22 protein-coding genes and 1 tRNA gene are annotated in these 21,625 nt (G+C 73.7%); 11 read left to right on the forward strand and 12 right to left on the reverse strand.

The genetic code is table 11. The features are described 5' to 3' along the window. Positions 1 to 69: 69 nt before the first annotated feature. The 6 genes from CRP51_RS17310 to CRP51_RS17335 form a co-directional block, all read right to left on the reverse strand. Positions 70 to 666, reverse strand: coding sequence for a SigE family RNA polymerase sigma factor (locus CRP51_RS17310; protein ID WP_097232140.1), 597 nt, complete (start codon positions 664 to 666; stop codon positions 70 to 72). 386 nt (positions 667 to 1,052) lie between these two features. Beyond that, positions 1,053 to 1,340 (reverse strand): hypothetical protein, encoded by a 288-nt coding sequence (locus CRP51_RS17315; protein ID WP_097232141.1) that lies wholly within the window; start codon positions 1,338 to 1,340, stop codon positions 1,053 to 1,055. 311 nt (positions 1,341 to 1,651) lie between these two features. Further along, positions 1,652 to 2,356 (reverse strand): hypothetical protein, encoded by a 705-nt coding sequence (locus tag CRP51_RS17320; RefSeq protein ID WP_097232142.1) that lies wholly within the window; start codon positions 2,354 to 2,356, stop codon positions 1,652 to 1,654. Between the two features lie 25 nt (positions 2,357 to 2,381). After that, on the reverse strand, positions 2,382 to 2,942 hold the full coding sequence (locus CRP51_RS17325) for a sigma-70 family RNA polymerase sigma factor (RefSeq protein ID WP_097232143.1): 561 nt from the start codon (positions 2,940 to 2,942) through the stop codon (positions 2,382 to 2,384). A gap of 548 nt (positions 2,943 to 3,490) precedes the next feature. Then, positions 3,491 to 3,578 (reverse strand) — tRNA-Ser (locus CRP51_RS17330). A gap of 44 nt (positions 3,579 to 3,622) precedes the next feature. Further along, positions 3,623 to 5,068 carry a S1C family serine protease gene (locus tag CRP51_RS17335; RefSeq protein ID WP_245880646.1) on the reverse strand — a complete coding sequence of 482 codons (1,446 nt, stop codon included), beginning with the start codon at positions 5,066 to 5,068 and terminating at the stop codon, positions 3,623 to 3,625. A 280-nt stretch (positions 5,069 to 5,348) separates the two neighbouring features. Between CRP51_RS17335 and CRP51_RS17340 the strand changes: the two genes are divergently transcribed. The 3 genes from CRP51_RS17340 (at position 5,349) to CRP51_RS17350 (ending at position 7,976) form a co-directional block, all read left to right on the forward strand. After that, the gene (locus tag CRP51_RS17340; RefSeq protein WP_097232145.1) at positions 5,349 to 6,152 is read left to right on the forward strand and encodes a glycerophosphodiester phosphodiesterase family protein; all 804 of its coding nucleotides are present in this window, start codon (positions 5,349 to 5,351) and stop codon (positions 6,150 to 6,152) included. A 406-nt stretch (positions 6,153 to 6,558) separates the two neighbouring features. After that, complete coding sequence (locus CRP51_RS17345) at positions 6,559 to 6,951, forward strand: ATP-binding protein (RefSeq protein ID WP_342749066.1); 393 nt, start codon at positions 6,559 to 6,561, stop codon at positions 6,949 to 6,951. 47 nt (positions 6,952 to 6,998) lie between these two features. Next, entirely contained in the window at positions 6,999 to 7,976 is a 978-nt protein-coding gene (locus tag CRP51_RS17350; RefSeq protein WP_097232146.1) for a DUF5926 family protein, read from the forward strand. A gap of 210 nt (positions 7,977 to 8,186) precedes the next feature. On the opposite strand, the gene CRP51_RS17355 is transcribed toward CRP51_RS17350, so the two are convergent. Then, positions 8,187 to 8,876, reverse strand: coding sequence for a bifunctional DNA primase/polymerase (locus CRP51_RS17355; RefSeq protein WP_097232147.1), 690 nt, complete (start codon positions 8,874 to 8,876; stop codon positions 8,187 to 8,189). A gap of 445 nt (positions 8,877 to 9,321) precedes the next feature. On the opposite strand from CRP51_RS17355, the gene CRP51_RS17360 reads away from it, so the two are divergent. From CRP51_RS17360 to CRP51_RS17375, 4 genes are all read left to right on the forward strand, one after another. Further along, positions 9,322 to 10,725 (forward strand): PP2C family protein-serine/threonine phosphatase, encoded by a 1,404-nt coding sequence (locus CRP51_RS17360; RefSeq protein ID WP_097232148.1) that lies wholly within the window; start codon positions 9,322 to 9,324, stop codon positions 10,723 to 10,725. 124 nt (positions 10,726 to 10,849) lie between these two features. Beyond that, entirely contained in the window at positions 10,850 to 12,331 is a 1,482-nt protein-coding gene (locus CRP51_RS17365; protein ID WP_097232149.1) for an aminopeptidase P family protein, read from the forward strand. 260 nt (positions 12,332 to 12,591) lie between these two features. Beyond that, positions 12,592 to 13,992 (forward strand): hemolysin family protein, encoded by a 1,401-nt coding sequence (locus CRP51_RS17370; RefSeq protein ID WP_097232150.1) that lies wholly within the window; start codon positions 12,592 to 12,594, stop codon positions 13,990 to 13,992. Further along, positions 13,989 to 15,011 (forward strand): hemolysin family protein, encoded by a 1,023-nt coding sequence (locus tag CRP51_RS17375; protein ID WP_097232151.1) that lies wholly within the window; start codon positions 13,989 to 13,991, stop codon positions 15,009 to 15,011. Before CRP51_RS17370 ends, CRP51_RS17375 begins: the two co-directional genes overlap by 4 nt. A 91-nt stretch (positions 15,012 to 15,102) precedes the next feature. Here the strand turns inward: CRP51_RS17375 and CRP51_RS17380 are convergent, their stop codons facing one another. The 3 genes from CRP51_RS17380 to CRP51_RS17390 form a co-directional block, all read right to left on the reverse strand. Next, a complete protein-coding gene (locus CRP51_RS17380; protein WP_245880655.1) occupies positions 15,103 to 15,585 on the reverse strand; it encodes a peptidylprolyl isomerase in 483 nt (160 codons plus the stop codon). A gap of 438 nt (positions 15,586 to 16,023) precedes the next feature. Further along, complete coding sequence (tatA, locus tag CRP51_RS17385) at positions 16,024 to 16,311, reverse strand: Sec-independent protein translocase subunit TatA (RefSeq protein ID WP_097232153.1); 288 nt, start codon at positions 16,309 to 16,311, stop codon at positions 16,024 to 16,026. Positions 16,312 to 16,426: 115 nt separating this feature from the next. After that, positions 16,427 to 17,002 (reverse strand): TerD family protein, encoded by a 576-nt coding sequence (locus CRP51_RS17390; protein WP_097232154.1) that lies wholly within the window; start codon positions 17,000 to 17,002, stop codon positions 16,427 to 16,429. 123 nt (positions 17,003 to 17,125) lie between these two features. Between CRP51_RS17390 and CRP51_RS17395 the strand changes: the two genes are divergently transcribed. Both CRP51_RS17395 and CRP51_RS17400 read left to right on the forward strand, forming a co-directional pair. Further along, positions 17,126 to 17,626 (forward strand): BlaI/MecI/CopY family transcriptional regulator, encoded by a 501-nt coding sequence (locus CRP51_RS17395; protein WP_097232155.1) that lies wholly within the window; start codon positions 17,126 to 17,128, stop codon positions 17,624 to 17,626. Positions 17,627 to 17,633: 7 nt separating this feature from the next. After that, the gene (locus CRP51_RS17400; protein ID WP_097232156.1) at positions 17,634 to 18,569 is read left to right on the forward strand and encodes a M56 family metallopeptidase; all 936 of its coding nucleotides are present in this window, start codon (positions 17,634 to 17,636) and stop codon (positions 18,567 to 18,569) included. 36 nt (positions 18,570 to 18,605) lie between these two features. Here CRP51_RS17400 and CRP51_RS17405 read toward each other — a convergent pair whose 3' ends face one another. Together CRP51_RS17405 and CRP51_RS17410 are read right to left on the reverse strand one after the other, a co-directional pair. Continuing rightward, positions 18,606 to 19,061 (reverse strand): tellurite resistance TerB family protein, encoded by a 456-nt coding sequence (locus CRP51_RS17405; protein WP_097232157.1) that lies wholly within the window; start codon positions 19,059 to 19,061, stop codon positions 18,606 to 18,608. A gap of 171 nt (positions 19,062 to 19,232) precedes the next feature. Continuing rightward, on the reverse strand, positions 19,233 to 19,697 hold the full coding sequence (locus tag CRP51_RS17410) for an ATP-binding protein (protein WP_097232158.1): 465 nt from the start codon (positions 19,695 to 19,697) through the stop codon (positions 19,233 to 19,235). A gap of 232 nt (positions 19,698 to 19,929) precedes the next feature. Here CRP51_RS17410 and CRP51_RS17415 point away from each other — a divergent pair, with 232 nt between their 5' ends. Together CRP51_RS17415 and CRP51_RS17420 are read left to right on the forward strand one after the other, a co-directional pair. Then, the gene (locus tag CRP51_RS17415; protein WP_097232159.1) at positions 19,930 to 20,736 is read left to right on the forward strand and encodes a hypothetical protein; all 807 of its coding nucleotides are present in this window, start codon (positions 19,930 to 19,932) and stop codon (positions 20,734 to 20,736) included. A gap of 145 nt (positions 20,737 to 20,881) precedes the next feature. Then, a complete protein-coding gene (locus CRP51_RS17420) occupies positions 20,882 to 21,607 on the forward strand; it encodes a YcnI family copper-binding membrane protein (RefSeq protein ID WP_097232160.1) in 726 nt (241 codons plus the stop codon). Positions 21,608 to 21,625 lie beyond the last annotated feature (18 nt).

A 21,625-nucleotide genomic window follows, 5' to 3' on the forward strand; every position in this document is an offset into this window, starting at 1 on the left:
AAGAACGGCGCGGGCTGACGCGCGAGCGGCGACCACCGTGCCGGCGGATGCCGGACCCGGTGGTCGCGCTCAGGCGGCCATGGCGCGTGCGTCCTCGCGGGCGGCCACCGCGCGCTCGGTGAGCGACTCGGGGGCCTCAGGCCGGGTGACCGCGGCCAGCTCGCCGTCCTCGCGGAGCTTGGCGAGGGCGCGGGAGACGGCCGACTTCACGGTGCCGACGGAGACGCCGAGCAGCTCGGCGGTGGCGGCCTCGCTCATGTCCTCGTAGTACCTCAGCACGACCATGGCGCGCTGACGGTCGGGGAGGCGGAGCACCGCCTGCCACATCGCGTCCCGGACCGCCTGCTGCTCGGCCGGGTCGGGCTGCGGCAGCGGGTCGGGCTCGGGCAGCTCGTCGACCGCGTACTCGTCGACGCGGCGCTTGCGCCACTGGGAGGTGCGCGTGTTGACCAAAGCACGCCGAACATAGCCGTCCAGCGCCCGGTGATCCTCGATCCGCTCCCAGGCCAGGTAGGTCTTGGTGAGCGCCGTCTGCAGCAGGTCCTCGGCGTCGTTGGGGTTGGAGGTGAGCGAACGGGCGGTGCGCAGCAGCACCGGGCCACGGGCCCGCACATAGGAGGTGAACGTCAGCGGCGAGACCGGCTGGACTGTCCTGGGCGTGGTCATGTCCTACAAACTAGGAGACATCGCCCGCCAGCGGATCGGCCCCAGGTCGCGATGGCATCTCCCCCCCAGGGTGTAGAAGTGGGGCTGGCTCCACCTCCCCAGGGTGGAGGGGATCTCCTCCCGACCCTCAGGGCGGCTCAGGGATTCACCTGATACCACCGGGGGGTTGGGGCTCGGTGTCGCCGTCCGCGGGAGAACGCGCGGGGAACACACGACGAACGCGCGGACGCACCGGGCGGTGCGTCCGCGCGTCGAGTGGTCCCGACCGGCCTACGACGGCGCACCCCGGACGCCGTCGCCCCGCCGGTGGGGCGGCTCACCGGCGGCCGGGAACGGCCCGCCGGTCCGGGGGGAGGACGCTGGGAGGGCGCCCTCCCCCGGGAGGCTTAGAAGACGTCGAGCAGCAGGGTGTAGTACGTGTTGTCGGACTGGTCGATGACGGTGACCCCCGACTCGCTGACGTTCGCCGTGTTGCTCTCGTTGCTCGCGCCCAGACCGGCCGCCGCCTGCTGGGTCTCCGAGTAGTTGCCGGTGTTGTCGTCACCGACGCCGCTCGCGACACTGCCGGCGATCGCGTTGTCGTCGGCGGCGAGGGCGACGCCGCTCGCGGCGCCGAGCAGCAGGGGCGCGGCGGCGAGGCTGACGAGAACGCGGGCGGTGCGGATGCTTGCCATCTGATTCCTCCATGGGACGTGTCGAGGTGCTCTGGCACGGCAGTTGGCCTGACTGCCGAAGACGGTCGCGATGTCGTGAGACCAGAGTTGCCCAACGGGTTTCCGGAGGAACCGGGTTCGGGGGGCTATTCCCCCGCAGGAGGGAGGCGCCGGGACGAAACGTTCCGGCGGAGGGGGTCACGTCTTCGAACGACGCGGCGGACGGGACGGCGCGGCGGACGGGACGGCGGGACGCGGGGGAGACCGCAGGGCGTGGCGAGGGCGAACGAGGGGCGCGCGGTGGGAGGGGCGTGGGAGGGCGCCGGGCCGGGTCAGCCGGCGGCCGTCAGTTCCTCGATGCGTTCGGCGAAGTCCGCGGCGGGAAGGGGAAGCTCGATCTCGTCCACGAAGTGCACGGCGTCCGGCAGATAGTGGATGACGGCGGAGGCCGCCTCCGTGAGGTAGTCCTCGCCGCGGTGCAGCAGGGCGAGAACGCGCAGGACCAGGCCGGGGCTGCTGCCGTCGGGCAGCTCGTCGTCGGCGGGGTGCGGGTGGTGGGCGGGGTCGGCCTGGCGGTGCCACAGCTCGGCCTCCCACTCCTCCCCGAGGGTGAGGTGGTGCAGGTAGAGGCAGTAGGCGGCGGCGCCGTCGCCCGCGCCGGCGGCGAACTGCCACCAGAAGCGGGCCGAGTCCTCCTGCCCTGCCAGCTGGAGGGCGCACCCGAGTACGCGCGCGCCGTCCGGCTGGGGAATGCGCCGGCCGAGGAAGGCGGCCATGTGCTGGAGCGCGCCGTTCTGCTCGACCACGGTGCGGCAGAGGATCTCCAGCAGCGAACGCGCCTCGGCGTCGCCGGAGACGCAGGTCCCGGCGGGAAGCCTGGCCAGCAGGGCGCGGTCGGCCTCGCGGTCGCCGCGCGGGCAGGCGTCGAGCTTGGCGGCGATCCGCCGCTCGGCCTCCTCGATCTCCTGCTGGCTGTAGGTGTGGGGCCGACGGGCCAGCACGGCGCGGGCGAGCAGCTGCTCGATGGTGACCGTCATCGTGACCCGACCTCCTCCCGCGCGTTCACTCGCCGACGTCCGACGGCTCGATCCCCAGTGTCTCCTTCAGCCGGTGCCTGGCGTAGCGCGCCGTGGAGCGCACGCCGGGAACCGTCAGTCCCAGGATGTCAGACGTATCCTCGGTGCTGTAGCCGAGGCAGTAGCGCAACACGATCACGTCGTGCTGCCGCTCGGGCAGCTCGCTGATCGCCTGGTAGAGGCTGAGGCTCTCCTCCAACTCCCCTATCGGGTCGAGCGCGTTGTGCAGCGCCTCCGTCTCGAACGCCGCCGTGTCCATCACCACCGGACGGCGGCCCCTGGCCTTGGCGGCCTCGACGGTGCGGCTCTTGAGGACGGCCCAGGCGTAGCCGGCGGGGCTGTCGACGCGCAGCGCCTCGGCCCAGTCTGCGGCCAACTGCTCGAACGCGTGGTCCACCGTCTCCTCGGCGTGCTCCCGGTTGCCCAGGTAGAGCTCGGCCCAGCGCACATAGGCGGGCCGGTACATCTGGTGGAAGGCGCGGAAGTCCGCCGGCAGCGGGGCGAGGGGCGCCACGGCGGCGCGTCGCGGGGGTACGGCCTCGGTCATCGGTGGCTCCTCTCGGCGCGTCGGTGACGTCGGGCCGTCCGTCGGTGCGTCGGCACCCCACCGGACGGGCCTGTCTGAGGAGCGAGCGATGCGTTCACGGACCTCCGGGTCCTCTCGTCGTTGTGTCGGGGAAAACCGAGGCGGCGCCCCCGAGAAGCGCCAGCGTGCGCCCCTTGGGCGAAGTGGGTCGGCCACCGGTCGGCGGGGCCTCGCCGTCGTGCGAAGGGCCACCCGCCGCGACACCGGGGCAGGCGCCCGTCGATCCGGACGCTCCGCTTCGTCCCGCGGCGGGACCAGAGCCTCGAACCGTCTACCCGAACGCCAAGGAGGCTAGCGGTCCCCGACCCGGGCTGCCAACCTCAGAGCGCCACGACCCACGTGGGATCGGTCACCCATGGTCCGGCGCGTGAACTGCCCCGGCTCACGCGGGTGTTGCGCGGGGCGCGCGGAGGTGGTGAGGCGCGGGGCGGATGCCCGCCACCAGGAGCGGCGAGGGCGGGCGGCCCCGCTCGGGGCCGCCCCCTCGGCGTCACTGTCGCTGTCCACTGCGGAGGCTGTGGGATTTGAACCCACGGTGAGGGGTCACCTCACGACGGTTTTCAAGACCGTTCCCTTCGGCCGCTCGGGCAAGCCTCCCGGAGCGCCGGTCGCCCGGCGCACTCGGACAGCCTAGCGGTTTGTCACTGCTCTCCCACGCGCTCGCCCAGGACGATCGTGGTCGTCTGCTCCTGGCCGTCGCGCTCGTAGGTCACCTCCACCGACTCGCCCGGCTGGTAGGTCCAGATCTGGCTGATCAGCGTCGGTCCGCTGTCGATGACGCGGTCGCCGAAGCCGGTGATCACGTCGCCCGGCTGGAGGCCGGCCTCGGCGGCGGGGCCGCCGGGGGTGACCGGGTCGCTGCCGTCGCCGGTGGAGTCGACGATCTTGGCGCCGCTGCCCTCCGCCGCCCTGTTGTCCACCGAGGCGCCGATGATCGGGTAGACCGCCTCGCCGTGCTCCATCAGGTCCTCGGCGACGCGGGTGGCCTGGTTGATCGGGATGGCGAAGCCGAGGCCGACGCTGCCGGCCTCGCCGCCGAGGCCGCCCGTGGTGGAGCGGATCGCCGAGTTGACCCCGATGACCTCGCCGTCGCCGTTGAGCAGCGGGCCGCCCGAGTTCCCCGGGTTGATCGAGGCGTCGGTCTGGAGGGCGTTCATGTAGGACGCGTTGGCTCCCTGACCGTCGCTGGAGGCGACCGGCCGGTCCAGCGCGCTGAGGATGCCGGTGGTGACCGTGCCGGAGAGGCCGAACGGCGCGCCGATCGCGATCGTCGAGTCGCCGACGGCGACCTGGTCCGAGTCGCCCATGGGCAACGGGGTCAGCTCGCGGTCGCCCGCGTCGACCAGCCGCATCACGGCGACGTCGTACCCCTCGGCCCGGCCGACGACCTCCGCCTCGTAGCTCTGGCCGTCGGAGAAGGTGACCGAGACGTCGCCGCCGTCGGCGGCGGCGGCCACCACGTGGTTGTTCGTCATGATGTGGCCCTGGTCGTCGTAGACGAAGCCGGTGCCGCCCGCGGACTCCGCGCCGTTGCCCGCCTCGATGGTGACCACGCTCAGCAGCGCCGTCTCCGCTATCCCGGCGACGGAGTCGGGCTCCCTGGGCGGGGCGTCGCCGCCGGTGCTCGCGGTCTGCGAGGTCTCGTCCCCCGCGGTCTCGTCGGCGACCCAGTACCCGACGCCGCCGCCCACGCCGCCGGCGACCAGGGTGGCCACGACGACGCCGATCAGCAGGCCGTTCCTCCGGCGTCTGGGCTCGGGGGGCTGCGGGGGGAAGGCCCAGGAGCCGGTGGCGGGGGGCGGCGCGGCGTGGCCCTGGTCGGGCGCGGGGATGCCGGCGCCCTCGGTGCGCGCCGTCGCGGGCGGCGGCGGGGGCGCGGAGAACTGGCCGGTCGTCGCGGGGAACTGCCCGGTCGTCGCCGGAGGCCCCGACGGAGGGGGGCCCGCGGTGGAGGGGGCGGCGGCCGGGGGGCTTCCGGCCGGCGGCTGGGGAGGGGCGGGCGGCGGGGCCGCGGGCCTGGCCACCTGCTCCGGCGCACCGTCCGCCGGCCCGTCCGGCCTGCCGGGACCTTCGTGCTCGGTGCTCACTGCACACACTCCTTGGGGCGTCATCTCGTACGCGGACAGCTGCTTCGGGCAGCTTGTGTCCCGCAGTCTTGCCCATGCCCTGTCAGACGGGCGTAAACGACCGTGCGTCCGTTTCAGCGCCTGTTTCTACGTCGGATGCGATCACCTCCGACCGCATCCGGCCCAGTTTCCACGCGCTCACGACCATCAGGGGACCATCGCCGACCATCGGGCACCGGCCGCCGAACGGCCGTCGAGCGCTCCCCTCGGCCACCCCCGGGCGTGCTCCGTTCGTGGCACCATGGCGCGGGTGACCGCCCGTGACCGCATCGCCGTCATCGCCCACCGGGGGGCGTCCGAGGACGCCCCCGAGCACAGCCTCGCGGCCTACCGCCGCGCGATCGAGGACGGCGCCGACGGGCTGGAGTGCGACGTCAGGCTCACCGCCGACGGCCACCTGGTCTGCGTCCACGACCGCCGGGTCAACCGGACGTCCAACGGGCGCGGCGCCGTCTCGGCGCTGGAGCTGGCCGAGCTGGCCGAGCTGGACTTCGCCGCCGGCCACCCGCCGCTCGGCGACCGGGGCGAGGGCGAGGCGCCGGACACGGTCGACCCGGAGCGCAGCGCGGTGCTCACGCTGGAACGGCTGCTGGAGCTGGTGGCCTTGGCCGACCGGCCGGTGGATCTGGCGATCGAGACCAAGCACCCCACCCGCTGGGCCGGGCAGGTGGAGGAGCGGCTGCTGGAGCTGCTGGCCCGGCGGCCGGTGCCGGGCGAGGTGCGGGTGATGAGCTTCTCCGCGCGCTCGCTGCACCGGGTGCGTCGCGCGGCGCCCGGACTGCCCACCGTCTTCCTGATGCACTTCGCGCTGCCCCGCCATCGCGGCGGGCGGCTGCCCGCCGGGGTCGCGGTCGCCGGGCCGAGCGTGCGGATGCTGCGCCGCGACCCGGGCTACGTCGCGCGCGCCAGGGCAGCGGGCCATTCCGTTCACGTGTGGACCGTTGATCGTCCCGAAGACGTCGAACTATGTGCGGAGTTGGGCGTAGACGCGATCATCACCAATCGTCCGCGGACCGTCGGGGAACAGCTCGCCCGGCTCCGCTGACGCGTGCCGGATCCGCGCGCCCCACGCGCGCACCAGCGGCGCACACCGTGGAACGCCGAGCAACACCGCGGAACGCCCTCGAACAGCGAGCAACACGTCGGCACCATCGCGGAACATCGAAGAACAAATCGCGACGGCAAACAACGCCAAGTAACGTCAAGAAGCATCAACGAACGCTCTTCCGCCGCCCCGGACACGGCCCCCGTTGATCCGCGTTGATGCCGCATTCTCACCCCGTGTGCCCCGGCGCATTCGCTTCGTATCCGATCATTACGAGTACGTCAACGGATCTCACATGGCCGGTTTCCGGTGTGTTCCCAGAGGGCATCGATCCTGTGGCGTGGGGCAAAAGGAGGTTCCGGGGGTGGCGTTCGTGGTCACACAGCAAGTGCCAAGGACGTCGTCAATGGCGGTGCTCCACGGCCCTACCGGCGTGGGGATCGCACGACGACGATTGCGATCGGAATTGCAAGAGAATGGCGCTGAGGAAACGATCATCGATGATGCGATGTTGATCCTTTCCGAACTCCTCAGCAATTCCTACCGACATGCGCGCCCGTTGGACGACGGGCAGTCGATCAGGGCGGGCTGGTGCCAGGAGCCCGACGGCTCGGTCACCATCTCAGTCACCGACGGCGGCGGCCCCACCAGGCCCCGGCTCAGCTCCCCCTCCGTGACGGCCAGGGGCGGGCGGGGGCTGACGATCATCACCTCGCTCTGCCGGTCCTGGGGCGTGCGCGAGTCCGGCGCCGGCTCGGCCGTCACCGTCTGGGCGGTCCTCGCGGCGCCGGGAAGCTAGGCTCGCCGGACGACCAGAGCCCAACGCACGCAGGAGAGCCGTCCGTCATGGCGAAGAAGCGCCGTCAACACCCCCAGAACGCCGCCGCGACCAGGCCCGGAGCCACCTCGGGAGAGATTCCCGCGGTGGGCGCGCGGGAGCCCTGCCCCTGCGGCTCGGGCCGTCGCTACAAGGCGTGCCACGGCCGGGCCGCCGCGCAGGCGGCGACCGAACTGGTCCGCCGCCCCTTCGAGGGGCTGCCGAGCGAGTGCGACTGGGTCGCGCTGCGCGAGTTGGTGCCGGCGGCGACCGCGCCGCTCACCCTGAAGGACGGACTGCCCGCCGACGTGCCGTCCGTCACCCTGGGCACGGTGCTGCCGATGGCCTGGCCCGCGCTGCGCCGCGACGACGGCTCGGTGCTGCTGGCCATCCAGAACGACACGGCGACCGGTGACCTCAGCAGGGACCTGGCCGACGTGCTCGGCCGCGCGCTGACCACCGAGCCGGGGAACCCGGTCCCGTCCGGCCGCACCGACCCCGAGGGCCCCCGCCTCCAGGACCTGTTGGACCTGGAGGCGCCCTTCGTCCCCGAGGTGCGCGAGGGCTTCGAGTTCTGGCTGGACGACGCGCAGGCCGCGACCCCCGACGTCGCCGCCTCGCTGGAGCGCGCCAACGAGGCCGCCACCCCGACCGCCCGGCTGACCGGCGTCGACGCGGCCTACTGGTGCCAGACCCCGGAGCGCAACCACCTGCGCTGGGTCATGGCGCACCCGGAGGACGCGCTGCTGGACGCGTTGGCCAGGCTGCACGCGGCGGGCGCCTCGTCGCTGGGCGAGGAGACGCGGCTGGTGGGCTCGTTCCGCGCGCACGGACTGACCGTTCCGGTCTGGGACCTGCCGAGCGGGATGGGCGCGGAGGAGTGCGAGAAGCCGGCGACCGCGTTCGGCGAACGGCTGGCGGAGGCGCTGGCCGCGGGAACGCCGCTCTCGGCGGCCGAACGGCGGGCGCGCAGCGGGCTCACCAACCGTCAGATCACCCTGAACTGACGCGCGAACCCGCGCCCGCGCGAGTGATTCCAGTCACAACTCGCCGGGGAATTCGGGAGTGGGACCCCGGGGTCGCCATCGCGGGATTTGCGAATCCCCGATGACTTGTTACCTTTTCAAGTGGGCCCGGTCGCTGGTGCATCCCCCGTCGCCAGCGATCGGGTCCTTTTGCTGCCCGGATCCCCGCCGCCACCGGCCCCCGTTCACGGCTCAGTAGCTCAGCCTGCTGCCCTGGTCGGGTGCGCTGCGGCCGGCCTCCACCAGCACCTCGATCAGCTCGGCGACACCCGGCAGCGAGCCCCCGGCCGCGCCGGCCGGCGCCGGCTCCCGCACCCAGGCCACCGGCCCCCTGCCCAACGCCGACGGCGGCAGCGGGAGATAGCCGCCCTCGCCGTGGAACCGCAGCGAGCTGGGCACCTCGTCCCCCGCGTGCAGCAGCTCGCCCAGCTCGGGAAGCGCGTACGACCGCACCAGCAGCGCCCAGCGCGTCGGCGTCGCCACCACGGGACCGCGGCCCAGCCCCCCGGCATCCAACGCGGCCAGCGCGCCGGGCCCGGCGACCGCGGGGATGCTCACCGCGCAGGGGGCGCTCCCCCCGGTGGCCAGCAGGATCGGGGCGGCGGGCCTGGCCGTCCAACGCCAGCGCGTCATGCGGGGGTCGTCGGTGGCCGCCAGCAGCTCGGGGTCGTCCGGGTGGGCGCCGGGCACCGGGCAGTCGGTGCGCGCGCAGCGGCAGCTCCCGTCGGGAGCGGAGCCCACGCCGGGCAGCACCGGCCAGCCGCGGGCCGCGCAGTCGAGAGCCGCGTCGCGCAGGGCCGGGCCAAGGTCGGCCCAACGGGCGTCGTCGCCCAGGCCGTTGTCATCTTCGTTGGTGCGTCGCTCTCCGAGGATCTCGCGCATCAGCGCCCGTTCCCTTCCTTCGCGGGTCACTTGGCCTCACGTGGAACTCAGATCACCGTACGTAGCGGGTCGCGCTGGCGAACCGGCGGGCCATCGCCCTGGCCGCCTTCTTCCGGTAGGACGCCGGAACTCAACGTGCCGTTCCGATATGTACCCAGTATGCACCCGCGTCGTTCAACCCGACGTCCGAGGTGGGTGGCCTCAGTGGACCCCGCGCCGGACCATGTGCCCGCCTTTTTTCGCCAATCTCCGCCACTTCGCGCCAAACCGATCACGGCTCGGCCTGTCGCGCGCCGAACGCCGGTGGCACCTGGGCATCATCCGACGCGGCAGGACACCCAGGACACCACGTCCGCCGCGTCCCCCGGGCCAGGCCCCTCGATCGGACGGCCACGGGGACCGGCGGCCGGCGGCGCGGCACGCGCCCCGACGAAAGCCCTCCCACATGAGCACCCCACCCTCGTCGACGTCACCGAAAGTGGCCGGAATCCACCCCCCGTTCCCCCCGGTGTCGCACACTCCCACGCCCCCGCCCAGGAACACCGGCCCCGCCGGCCCCGGTCGTCCCCCCGACACCGCCGAGCTCAGACTCGCGGGATGGATCTCGGACCTCACCGTCCTCCAGGAGCTCACCGAGCGTATCGGGCGCACCAGCACGCTCCGTGAGGCAGTCGAGGAGACGCTGCGCGCCGGCGCACAACTCCTCGGCGCGCGCCGAGGGCTGCTCGCCCTGCGCGGGCAGCCCGAGGCGGGCCGGCCGCCGGGCGCCGAGCGGCTGGTCGGCTTCGGCCTGGAACGGGCGGAGCTGGGCCAGTGGGAGACGGTCCCCCGCGCCTCGGCCTGCCACACCCGGCTGATCGACGACGCGGAGCCGCTCCGTGAGATCGGCCACCCCGACCTCGCCGTCGCCGACGGGCTGCACCCGCGCCACCGCGCGGTGGCGGCCGGCACCGGCTGCGCGGCCAGCTACGCGCTGCCGCTCACCACGGAGGCCGGCGACCCGTTCGGCGCCGCGCTCTGGCTCTTCGACCGGCCGGGCCAGCCGGAGTCGCGGCAACGGCGGCTGCTCGCCCGTTACCTGCGGCACGCCGCCGGGCACATCGCCGGCCGCCAGGAGCTGGCCCACGCCCGCGAGGCGCTGGCCACGGTGCGGGACGGCCTGCTGCCGGCGCGGCTGCCCCGGGTCGCCGGGGTCACGCTGGCGGCGCGCCAGCGGCCCGCGCCGCGCGGCGGCCCGGCCTGCTGGGACGCGCTGCCGCTGCCCGACGGCGGGCTCGGCCTCGCCGTCGGCGCCGCCTCGGAGGCGGGCCCCGCCGCGCTCGCGGCGATGGGAAGGCTGCGGGCCGGGCTGCGCGCGTACGCCGTGATGGAGGGCGAGGACCCGGTGGCCGTCCTCTCCGACCTGGAGCTGCTGCTCCGGCTGACCGAGCCGGGCCGGCCGGCCACCGCGCTCTTCGGCTACGCCGAGCCGGCCACCCGCCGGCTGGTCCTCGCGTCGGCCGGCCACCCTCCGCCGCTGGTGCTCGGGGACGGGCACGCGACCTACGCGGAGACGGCGCTCTCCGCGCCGCTGAACATGCTGAGCTGCTGGGAGGCGCCCAGCGTCGAGCTGGAACTCGCGCCCGGTGAAACGGTCCTGCTGTATACGGAGGGGTTGCTGCGGAGGGTCGGTGGGCCGTTGGACGGCGCGTTCACCGGGCTGCGGGCGGCGGCGCTCTCCGCGCCGGCCGCGGTCCGGGCGGACCCGGAGGCGCTGCTGGACCACCTGCTGTGCGCACTGCCCGCTGAGGCCGCGGGGGCCTTGGGGGCGGCCGGGGACACGGTGCTGCTGGCGGCGCGGTTCGACTGACCGTCGGGGCCGGATATGGCGGGGGAACACGCTGTCGCCGCCGAGGCCACCGTCCTACGATGGAAATCAGCCAGGTACTGGAGCAGCGTGAGCGCGGCGCGAGGCGCCGTGGAGGAGGCCCGAGGTGGCGGAAGAGCAGGCGGCGACGGCGGAGTCGGCGGCCGAGGAGTCCGGGACGGCGACGAAGACGACGGACAAGGCGCGGAAGAACGGCGTCGCCAGGGGCGTCTCCGACGAACTGGCCGAGAACATGAAGCAGGGCTGGGCCGACACCGAGCGCACCGACCTCGCCCCCATCCCGCAGGCCGAGCGGACCGCCGCCCGCCGGGCCGCGCTGTCGGCGCGGTTCCCGGGCGAGCGGCTGGTCGTCCCGGCCGGGCGGCTCAAGACCCGCTCCAACGACACCGACTACCCGTTCCGCGCCAGCGTCGAGTACGTCTATCTCACCGGCAACCAGACCGAGGACGGCGTGCTCGTCCTGGAGCCCACCGGCGACAGCGGGCACCAGGCCACCCTCTATCTGCTGCCGCGCTCCGACCGGGAGAACGGCGAGTTCTGGCTGAGCGGCCAGGGCGAGCTGTGGGTGGGCCGGCGCACCAGCCTCACCGAGGCCGAGCGGCTGTACGGCGTGGCCGTCGCCGACGTGCGCACCGTCCCCGAGGTGCTGCGCGAGGCGACGGGCCCGGTGCGGCAGGTGCGCGGCCACGACTCCGGCGTGGAGGCCGCGCTGACCGACAAGGTCACCGCCGAGCGCGACGAGGAGCTGCGGGTCTTCCTCTCCGAGATGCGACTGGTCAAGGACGAGTTCGAGATCGCCGAGCTGCGCCACGCGTGCGCGGCGACGGCGCGCGGCTTCGAGGACGTGGTGCGGGTGCTGGACCGCGCCCAGGCCACCTCCGAGCGGTACATCGAGGGCACCTTCTTCCTGCGTGCCCGCGTGGAGGGCAACGACGTCGGCTACGGCTCCATCTGCGCCGCCGGACCGCACGCCACCACGCTGCACTGGGTGCGCAACGACGGCGCGGTGCGCGACGGCGAGCTGCTGCTGCTGGACGCCGGGGTGGAGACCAACGAGCTGTACACGGCGGACATCACGCGCACGCTGCCGATCAACGGCCGGTTCTCGGATCTCCAGCGGAAGATCTACGACGCGGTCTACGCGGCCCAGGAGGCGGGCATCGCCGCCGTGCGGCCGGGCGCCAAGTACCGCGACTTCCACGAGGCGGCCCAGCGGGTGCTGGCCGAGCGGCTGGTGGAGTGGGGTCTGGTCGAGGGGCCGGTGGAGCGCGTGCTGGAGCTGGGGCTCCAGCGCCGTTGGACGCTGCACGGCACCGGCCACATGCTGGGCCTCGATGTCCACGACTGCGCGGCGGCCCGCAGGGAGACCTACGCCGACGGCACCCTGGAGCCGGGGATGTGCCTGACCGTAGAGCCCGGCCTCTACTTCCAGCTCGACGACCTGACCGTGCCCGAGGAGTACCGGGGCATCGGCGTCCGGATCGAGGACGACATCCTGGTCACCGAGGACGGCAACGTGAACCTCTCGGCGGCGCTGCCCCGCACGTCGGACGACGTCGAGGCGTGGATGGCCGAGCTGCGTGGATGAGCGGAGCACGGGGCGGGACGCGGGTCGGAACGAGCCGTGGGGTTGAGCGAGACCCGCCCAAGACAACCCGCAGGTGTCAAGAGGGCCATTTGGGGTACAGCCTGGGAACACGGACGCGCGGGTACGCGTTGACCGAGTCAGCACCCCCTGGAAGGAGAGCTCGTGTCCGCCCAATCGACGGACCCTGACGGGCATAGTCATAGTCCCAGACCACCTCGCCCGCATCTGAGGCATCGCGGCACACGGCGAGGTGGTGTCAGTTGAGTGCCGCACTCGGTCTACTCGCCGTTCTGGTGTTGACGGCGGGTACCGGTTACTTCGTCGCCCAGGAGTTCGCCTACGTGGCGGCCGACCGGCTGGCCCTCGCCCGTGAGGCCGCCGCAGGCGACAAGCGGGCCGCCCGCGCCCTGAAGGTGCAGGAGCGGCTCTCGTTCATGCTCTCCGGGGCGCAGCTCGGCATCACGGTCACCGGCCTGATCGTCGGTTTCCTCGCCGAGCCCGCGCTCGCCGCGATGCTCGACCCGATGCTGACGGGTGTCGGCGTGCCCGAGGCCGCCGTCAGCGGCGTGGCGCTGGCCCTGGCCTTCGCGCTCGCCACCGCCATCCAGATGGTCCTCGGCGAGCTGGCCCCGAAGAACATGGCGCTCGCCGTGCCGGAGCGGCTGGCCAAGGGGCTGGCCGTTTCGACGCTGGCGTATCTGCGGGTCGCGGGGCCGCTGATCCGGGTCTTCGACGCCTCGGCCAACCGGCTGCTGCGCCGGGTCGGCATCGAGCCCGTCGAGGAGCTGCACCACGGGGCGACCCTGGAGGAGCTGGGCCATCTGATCGACGAGTCCCACGAGCACGGCCAGCTGCCGCGTGCCACGGCCGAGCTGCTGGACCACGCGCTGGAGTTCTCCGAGCGGACCCTCGCCGAGGTGATGGTGCCCCGCGTCGAGGTGAACTCGGTGCGTTCCGTCTCCCCCGCCGCCGAGGTGGTGGAGCTGATCAGCAACCACGGCCACACCCACTACCTGGTGATCGGGGACCGGATCGACGACATCGTCGGCGTGGTCGGGGTCCGGGAGCTGATGCGGCTGACCCCGGAGCGGATCGGCAAGCGCACGGCCGGCGCGCTGGCGCGGCGGGCGGTACTGCTGCCCGACACGCTGCCGCTGCCGGGCGCGATGGAGCAGATGCAGGCGGCGGGCGAGGAGTTCGCCGTGGTCCTGGACGAGTACGGCGGGCTCGCCGGCATCGTCACGCTGGAGGACATCGCCGAGGAGCTGGTGGGCGAGATCGCCGACGAGAGCGACCTGGTCGAGGAGCTGGCGGTGCGCGACGGCGACGGTTGGCTGGTCGACGCCGGCCGGCGGGTGGACGAGGTGGCCGAGGCCACCGGGATACCGCTGCCGGAGGACGAGTCCTTCGAGACCGTGGCCGGTCTGGTGATCGAGCACTGCGGTCGCTTCCCCGAGGTCGGGGACCGGATCGAGGTGACGCTGGTCGACGGCCGGCGCGCGACGTTGGAGGTGCTGGCGTTGGACCGCAGGGTCCCCGCCCGGATACGCCTGGAGTCCTCGGCCGCCGGTCCGGAGCCGACGGCGAACGGCGAGATCGAGCGGGCCGAGGTGGTCGAGCAGGCCGTGCCCGTGCGTGAACGAGAGGGGCAGCCGTCATGAGCCCCGGCATGGCAGCCCTGGTCACCGTACTGCTGCTGATCGGCAGTGGCTTCTTCGTCGCCGCCGAGTTCGCCCTGGTCGCCGCGAAGCGGCACCGGGTGGAGGCGGCGATCGCCGACGGTCGGCGCGGCGCCAAGGCGGCGCTCGCCGGGATGCACGAGCTGTCCCTGATGCTCGCGGGCGCCCAGCTGGGCATCACCGCGTGCACGCTGGGGCTGGGCAGCATCTCGAAGCCGGCGATCTCCCACGAGGTGGACCCGGTGCTGCACAGCCTGGGCCTGCCGAGCGGGCTCTCGTACGGCATCGCGTTCCTGCTGGCGATGTTCGTGGTGGTCTTCCTCCACATGGTCATCGGTGAGATGGCGCCCAAGTCCTGGGCCATCTCGCACCCCGAGCAGTCGGCGATGCTGCTGGCGCCCGCGTTCCGCGCGCTGGTGCGGGCGGTCCGGCCGCTGATCTGGGTGTTGAACAAGATCAGCAACGGGCTGGTCCGGCTCTGCCGGGTGACCCCGCGCGAGGAGCTGACCAGCGTCCACGACCGGGAGCAGCTGACGCACCTGGTCGTCGAGTCCCAGCGGCTCGGGCTGATCAGCGAGGCGGACTCGGGGCTGATCACGCGGTCGTTGACCGAGCCGCAGTCGCCGGTCGGCGCCTTCCAGGTGCCGGCGCGGGAGATCGTCTCGGTGGCGCCGTCCGCGAGTGTGGAGAAGATCCTGGCCGTCGCCTCGGCCAGCGACCACACCCGGCTGCTGGTCCTGGAGGGCGAGCGGGTCGTCGGCTCGGTGCACGCCAGGGACGCGGTGGTGGCCAGGGCACGCGGCCAGCGGGTGACCGCCGGCGAGCTGGCCAGGCCCGTTCCCGAGCTGACCGCCGACGACACCGTGGACTTCGCGGTGGAGCAGTTGCGGCAGCGCCGCGCCTCGCTCGCGGTGCTGCGGGACGCCGACGGCGGGTTGACGGGGCTGATCAGCCTCGACGACCTGCTGGTGCGCCTGATGGCGCCGCAGCCGGCGGCCTGAGGGGCCGGCCGGAGCGCGTAGGGCGGACGGCGAGGGCCGTGGTCTCCCCCGGGGGAGGCCACGGCCCTCGTGCGTGCGGTGCGGGTCGGGGTCAGCCGATGGTGACCGACTCGATCACCACGTCCTCGGCCGGCTTGTCGTTGGGGCCGGTCTCGGTGCCGGCGATGGCGTCCACCACGGCCTTGCTCTCGTCGTCGGCGACCTCGCCGAAGATGGTGTGCAGGTTGTCCAGGTGCGGGGTGGACGCGACGGTCACGAAGAACTGCGAGCCGTTGGTGCCCGGCCCCGAGTTGGCCATGGCCAGCAGGTAGGGCTCGTCGAAGGCCAGGCCCGAGTCGAACTCGTCCTCGAACTGGTACCCGGGACCGCCCATGCCGGTGCCCTCGGGGTCGCCGCCCTGGATCATGAAGCCCTCGATCACCCGGTGGAAGATCGTGCCGTTGTAGAGCGGCTCGCCGTCCTCCTGGCCCTCCCACGGGAGGGAGCCGTCGGCGAGGCCGACGAAGTTGGTGACCGTCAGCGGGGCCTCTTCGGGGAAGAGGGTGAGCGCGATGTCGCCCTCGCTGGTGTGCAGGGTGGCGCTGGTCGCGTCCGTCGGCTCGACCGCCGCCGGGCCGGCGAGGCCCTCGCCGCCCTGGTCGGCCCCGTCGCCCTCCTCGGGGGCGGTGGCGTCCTCGGACGGGGAGCTTTCGCCGGCGTTGCCCTCCTGGCCGCCCTCGTCGTCGTCGGAGTCAGAACCGCACGCGGTCAGCAGCCCGAGGCAGAGCAGCGCCGTGGCCAGGCGCCGGGGAGTGCGGTTCATCACGTGCCTTCCAGTCTGGGGGGACAGGGTGGTGCGGAGCTCAGGGTCGCGCCGGGACACAGCGCGACAGGCTCATCATGCCCCACGTGCGTCCCACCGGACAGGGGTCGATCACGGCACCGGGGTGGACGGCCGGGCACGCCAAGACGCCCCCGACCGAAGGCCGGGGGCGTGGGTGCTGGCCGGTGGGAACCGGGGTCGGCGGCCCGGTCAACCCTGCTGCTGGCTGGTCGGCTTGGGCTCGTCGACCGGGCGGGCGCTCGTCACGTCGCCCGGCGCGGCCTGGATGGTGCGCGGCGCCGGAGTCTCCTCCGGCTGCGCGGTGCCGGCGTCGGCCTGGGACTGCTTGCCCTCGGACTTCATGGCACTGGTCTCGCTCTTGAGGATGCGCGCCGACTTGCCCAGCGACCTCGCGAGGTCGGGGAGGCGCTTGGCCCCGAAGAGCACCAGCACGATGAGCGCAAGGAGCAACAGCTCCTTGAGTCCGATCTGACCCATGGTCCAACCTCCGAGGACGATTCAGCAGGTTCCGCACCTTCCGCCACGGTAGCGCGTCGGAAGTAAAGAGAACAGGAGTCCCTCCCCGGCAACCTTCCCGGGCACCGGGACCCCGTCAGACGTTCACCCCGAAGTCGCTGGCGATTCCCGCCAGGCCCGAGGCGTAGCCCTGACCGACCGCGCGGAACTTCCACTCGCTGCCCCTGCGGTACAGCTCGCCGAAGATCATCGCCGTCTCGGTGGCGGCGTCCTCGCTCAGGTCGTAGCGCGCGATCTCGGCGCCGTCGGCCTGGTTGACCACGCGGATGAACGCGTTCTGCACCTGGCCGAAGCTCTGCCGGCGGGCGTCGGCGTCGTGGATGGAGACCGGGAAGACGACCTTGTCGACCTCCGGCGGCACGGTGGCCAGGTTGACCTTGATCGCCTCGTCGTCCCCGTCGCCCTCGCCCGTGAGGTTGTCGCCGGTGTGCTCCACCGAACCGTCGGGGCTGGTCAGGTTGTTGTAGAAGACGAAGTGGCTGTCCGACAGGACCTTGCCGTTCTCCCCGCAGAGCAGGGCGCTGGCGTCCAGGTCGTAGTCGGTGCCGGTGGTCGTGCGCACGTCCCACCCCAGGCCAACGATGACGGCGGTCAGCCCCGGCGCCTCCTTGGTCAGCGAGACGTTGCCTCCTTTGGAAAGGGTTACTCCCACGTTCTCCTCCTGAACTAGCTGTTCTGCCCCCGCCCCGGCGCACCGTGGGCGCTGTTCGAAAATCTACAACACTGTAGAAGGTCGGTGACGGCCCTGAACGGGGCATACCCGGGCGTCGTTACGATGACCCCCGGGCGGCAGTGGGGAGTGGTGGCGTTGGCAGCGACAGCGGATCCGGGGCACGGCCAGCGCAAGCGCGGCCGTGGCGAGTTGGAGGCCCAGGTGCTGGCGACCCTGCGGCTGGCGCCGGGGCCGGTGACGGCCGGGTGGGTGCGGGAGCGGCTGCCGGACGCGTTGGCCTACAGCACGGTGATCACGATCCTGACCAGGCTGCACGAGAAGCACGCGGTGCGCCGCGAGCGTTCCGGGCGCTCGTTCCTGTGGACGCCGGCCGCCGACGACGCCGGGCTGGCCGCGCTGCGGATGCGGCGGGTGCTGGAGGGCAGGGCCGACCGGGACGCGGTACTGGCCAGCTTCGTGACCGCGCTCTCCCCCGACGACGAGCAGTTGCTGCGGCGGCTGCTCGGGTCCGACTCCCTGCCCGCGCTGTCCGCTCTTCCGGGACTTCCCGAGCCGGGGGAACCGCCAGGGGTGGACGAGCTTCCCGAGCAGCGGGCGGAGTGAGCTCGCCATGGGGTGGATGGTGCTGCTGCCGCTGGTGGCGCCGCTGAGCGCGCTGCCGCTCGGCCGGCTCGCCGAGCAGTGGTCGCACCCGCGGGGCGCGGCGCGGCTGCTGACCGGGGCGTCCGTGGTGCTGGCCGGGTGCAGCACGCTCTCGCTGGTGCTGCTGGCGGTCGTCGGCACCGCGCAGCTGCCGGGGAACCCGCTGCCCGACAGCTGGTCCGACCCGGAGGTGCGCGAGGCGGTGCCGGGCCCCGACGCGCTGGGCGTGGTGGCCCTCGCCGTGCTGGGGTGGACGCTGCTGGCCGTCGGCGACGCGCTCGTCCGCCGGGCGCTGGTCCGGGGGCGGCTGCGCCGCGCGCTGGCCGCGCTGCCGGCCGACGCCGACCCGGCGCTGCTGCCGGACGAACGGCCCTACGCCTACGCCGTGCCCGGCGGGCTGCGGCGGCCCGGCCGGATCGTGGTGTCCACGGCGATGCGGGCCGGCCTCGGCGCGGACGAGTACCGGGCGCTGCTGGCCCACGAACGCGCGCATCTCGCCGGTCACCACCACCGTTACCTGCTGGCCGGCGAACTGGCGGCGCGCGCCCACCCGCTGCTCGCGCCGCTGCGCGACGCGGCGGCCTACGCCATGGAGCGGTGGGCCGACGAGGACGCGGCGCGGGCCGTCGGCGACCGCGGGCTGACGGCGCGGGCCGTCGGCCACGCGGCGCTCGTCGGGCACCGGCCGGCGCCCGGCCTCGCCGGCTTCGCCGCCGGGCCGGTGCCGCGGCGGGTCGCGGCGCTGCTGCGGCCGCTGCCGCCCACGGCCGGCTGGCCGCCGCCGACCACGCGGGCGGGGGCGGCGGCGCTGGTCGCCGCCGCGGGCACGGCCGCGTCCGCGCTGTCCGCGCTGAACGCGGCCGTCACGCTCTTCCTCGTGCTGAAGGCGGCCACGCCGCTGTGAAGCGGCGCCCCGGGCGGGCGCCGCGTCGGCTCCCGGTCAGAGGTCGAACTCGGCGGGCGGCAGCCCCAGCTGGTGGCACGCCTCCCTGACCACCGCGCGCTCCTCCGCGTCGAACGTGCCGTCTGCGCCGCCGATCACGATGCCGATCTGGACGACGGCACGCGCCTCGGCCGGCTTCTTCGCGGCCTTGGCGATCTCCTGGAGGACGTTGATCTTGCCCAGGTCGAAGTTGGTGATGAGCTGGTTGAGATAGCCGTCGAAGCGGCGCTGGAGGTCGTCGGCCGGGAAGTTCTGCAACACCTCGTTGCTGGAGATCAGCTGCGCGACCCGCTGGCGCTCCGCCGGCTCGATCGAGCCGTCCGCCGCCGCCACCAGTGCGCACATCGCCATGCTCGCGTCGCGGAAGGCACCGCTCTTGAGGTCGTTCTTCTTGGCGTTGAGCTGCGTCTGCATGGTGGACGCGGATTCCTTGATGCGGTCCCACAGGGCCATTGGCACTCCCAAGACGAGAAAGTCTGCATCGGGGAGAACGCGGCAAGGGGGTGGGACGTTCCGCCGTGTCCGCCGGTGGCGGGCCGCGGACGGCAGCGGTGCCGGGCGGCTCGGGCGCGCGGTCGGCCAACGGGCCGGTGGGCGGTCACCCGCGCCCCGAGCGGGAGGGCGCTATGACGCGCGAAGCAGCGCCGCGTCCTCGCGCCATTTGAGGATCTTGTCGAAGGTCACGACCGCACCGCCGCTGCCCGGTTGGTTGCCGAAGCGGACGCGGTCGGAGAGGGCCTCGATCAGCAGGAGGCCGCGGCCGCCGGGGAGGAGGCCGGTCAGCTCTCCGGGCGCCGGGGGCGCCGGGGAGGGGACGGAGCCGGCCGGGTGGGCGGCGAAGCCGGGGCCGCAGTCGGTGACCTCGATGCGGCACATGTCGCCGTGGATCGAGGCGGTGACCCGGTAGACCTCGGAGAGGCCGCCGCCGTGCTGGACCGCGTTGGAACAGGCCTCGGAGAGGGCGACCGACAGTTCGTGGGAGATGTCGCCGTCCACGCCCGCCGTGTCCATCGCGCCGAGAAGCAGCCGACGGGCCAGCGGAACGCTGGCCGCGTCACGGCGGAGTTGCAGAGACCACCAGATGCTCATGCTCCAGCCTCCCGGCCACGACTCGACATATCCTTAGGTATTGCCTACCCACCCGTCCCGTAAGCGTGTGATTGACCCAACACACCCCATTCGGCGGATGTCTCGGGAAGACGCCGGCCGATATGGCGGAGCCCCGGCTCGGATGACGAGGGGCACTTCTGTGCGAGCGTCTCCCCTCCGGCGCCTCCCCTCCCGGTGGCTCGCCGGCGCCCGGTGAGATGATGGCGCCGCCATGCGTGCCGGAGCCGATCTGCGACTGCTGCGGGCCGCGGTCTTCGCCGCGGCCTGTTCCGCGCTGGCCGCCGCCGGGCACGTGCTGGGCGGCGGGGCGCGCGTCCCGCTCTGGGCCGTGGCCGCCGGTGCCCTGCTGACCTGGACGTTCGCTCTGGCGTTGGCCGGCAGGGAGCGGCGCTCCTGGCCGGGGATCGCGCTGGCGCTGGCGCTGGCGCAGTCGGCGCTGCACCTCTTCTTCTGTCTCGCCGGGCACGTCGGGACCGCCGGCGGGCACCCGGGCGGGCACGGCCCGACCGGCGAACCCGCCGAGCTGGCCGCGCGGCTGCTGTGCGGGGATCACGGCACGATCTCCCCGGAGCGCGCGACCGCACTGCTCGACGACGCCGGGCTTCTGCCGCCCCCGTCGGGCGCCGGCGCGGTGGCGCACGGAGGGGGCGGCTGGGGTGAGGCCCTGCTCGACGGGGTGGCCACCCTGGGCTCCTGGCCGATGCTGCTCGGCCATCTGCTGGCCGCGTTGGCCGCCGGCTGGCTGCTGCGGCAGGGCGAGGCCGCGCTCTGGCTCGCGGTGCGGCTCGCCGCCGAGCTGCCCGCCGCCCCCCGCTGGGCGCGCCGGCTGCTCACCGCGCTGCGGCTGCTGCTGCGGCTGCCGCCGCTGACCGGCTCCGCGCCGCGCGCGCTGCCGGGGGCGCGGCACCGCTGGCCGCACCCGACGCCCGCCACGCGGGGCACGGTGCTGCCCGACGCGGTCGTGCGGCGCGGGCCGCCGGCCGGCGGCGAGGCCCGTTCGTTCACCCTGGCGGCCTGACCGCGTCCCGTTCCCCCCGGCGTAGCGCCGAGGGAGGGAGGCGGGCTTCCGGCCGTCTCCCCTTCCCTTTGGCATCGGCCCCGCTCGGGGCCCGCGTGGGCGGCTCGACGCGCGCCCGCGCCTCACCGTGGAGTGAACAACAACCATGAACAGCATTCGCCAGGTCGCCTCCGCCACCGCCGTGGTCACCGGCGCCCTCGCCCTGCTCGCCGTCGCCGGGCCCGCCCAGGCGCACGTCGGGATCGACCCGTCCGAGGTCGAGGCGGGCGGCTACCAGGTGCTCAACGTCAAGGTCCCCAACGAGCGGGACGACGCCTCGACCGTTGAGGTCGAACTGCACCTGGACACCGAGCACCCGCTGAGCACCGCGATGCCGCAGCCGGTCCCCGGCTGGGAGATCGAGGTGGAGACCGCCGAGCTGGACGAGCCGGTGGAGGTGCACGGCAACCAGCTGACCGAGGTCCCCAGCGTGATCACCTGGTCCGGCGGGGAGATCGCGCCGGGCACGTTCCAGCAGTTCCCGCTCTCCGTCGGGCCGCTGCCCGAGGACGCTGACCACCTGGTCTTCAAGGCGATCCAGACCTATGACAGCGGTGAGGTCGTCCGCTGGATCGAGGAGCCGACCGAGGACGGCGAGGAGGCCGCGGAGGACCCGGCGGCCGTGCTGCGGCTGACGCCGGCCTCGGGCGAGGGCCACGGCGCCGACGAGATGTCGGCGTCGGGGACGGACGACGCGCCGGGCGAGGAGCGGGCGTCGGCCGACGAGGGCGGCGGGTCCGACACCACGGCCAGGGTGCTGGCCGGCGTCGGGATCGCGGTCGGCGTCGCCGGCGTCGTCTTCGGCGTGCTGGGCAACCGCCGCCGCGCCTGATCCCCCACCGACCACGCC

Source organism: Streptomyces zhaozhouensis (genome assembly GCF_900230195.1).
GTDB classification, from domain to species: domain Bacteria; phylum Actinomycetota; class Actinomycetes; order Streptomycetales; family Streptomycetaceae; genus Streptomyces; species Streptomyces zhaozhouensis.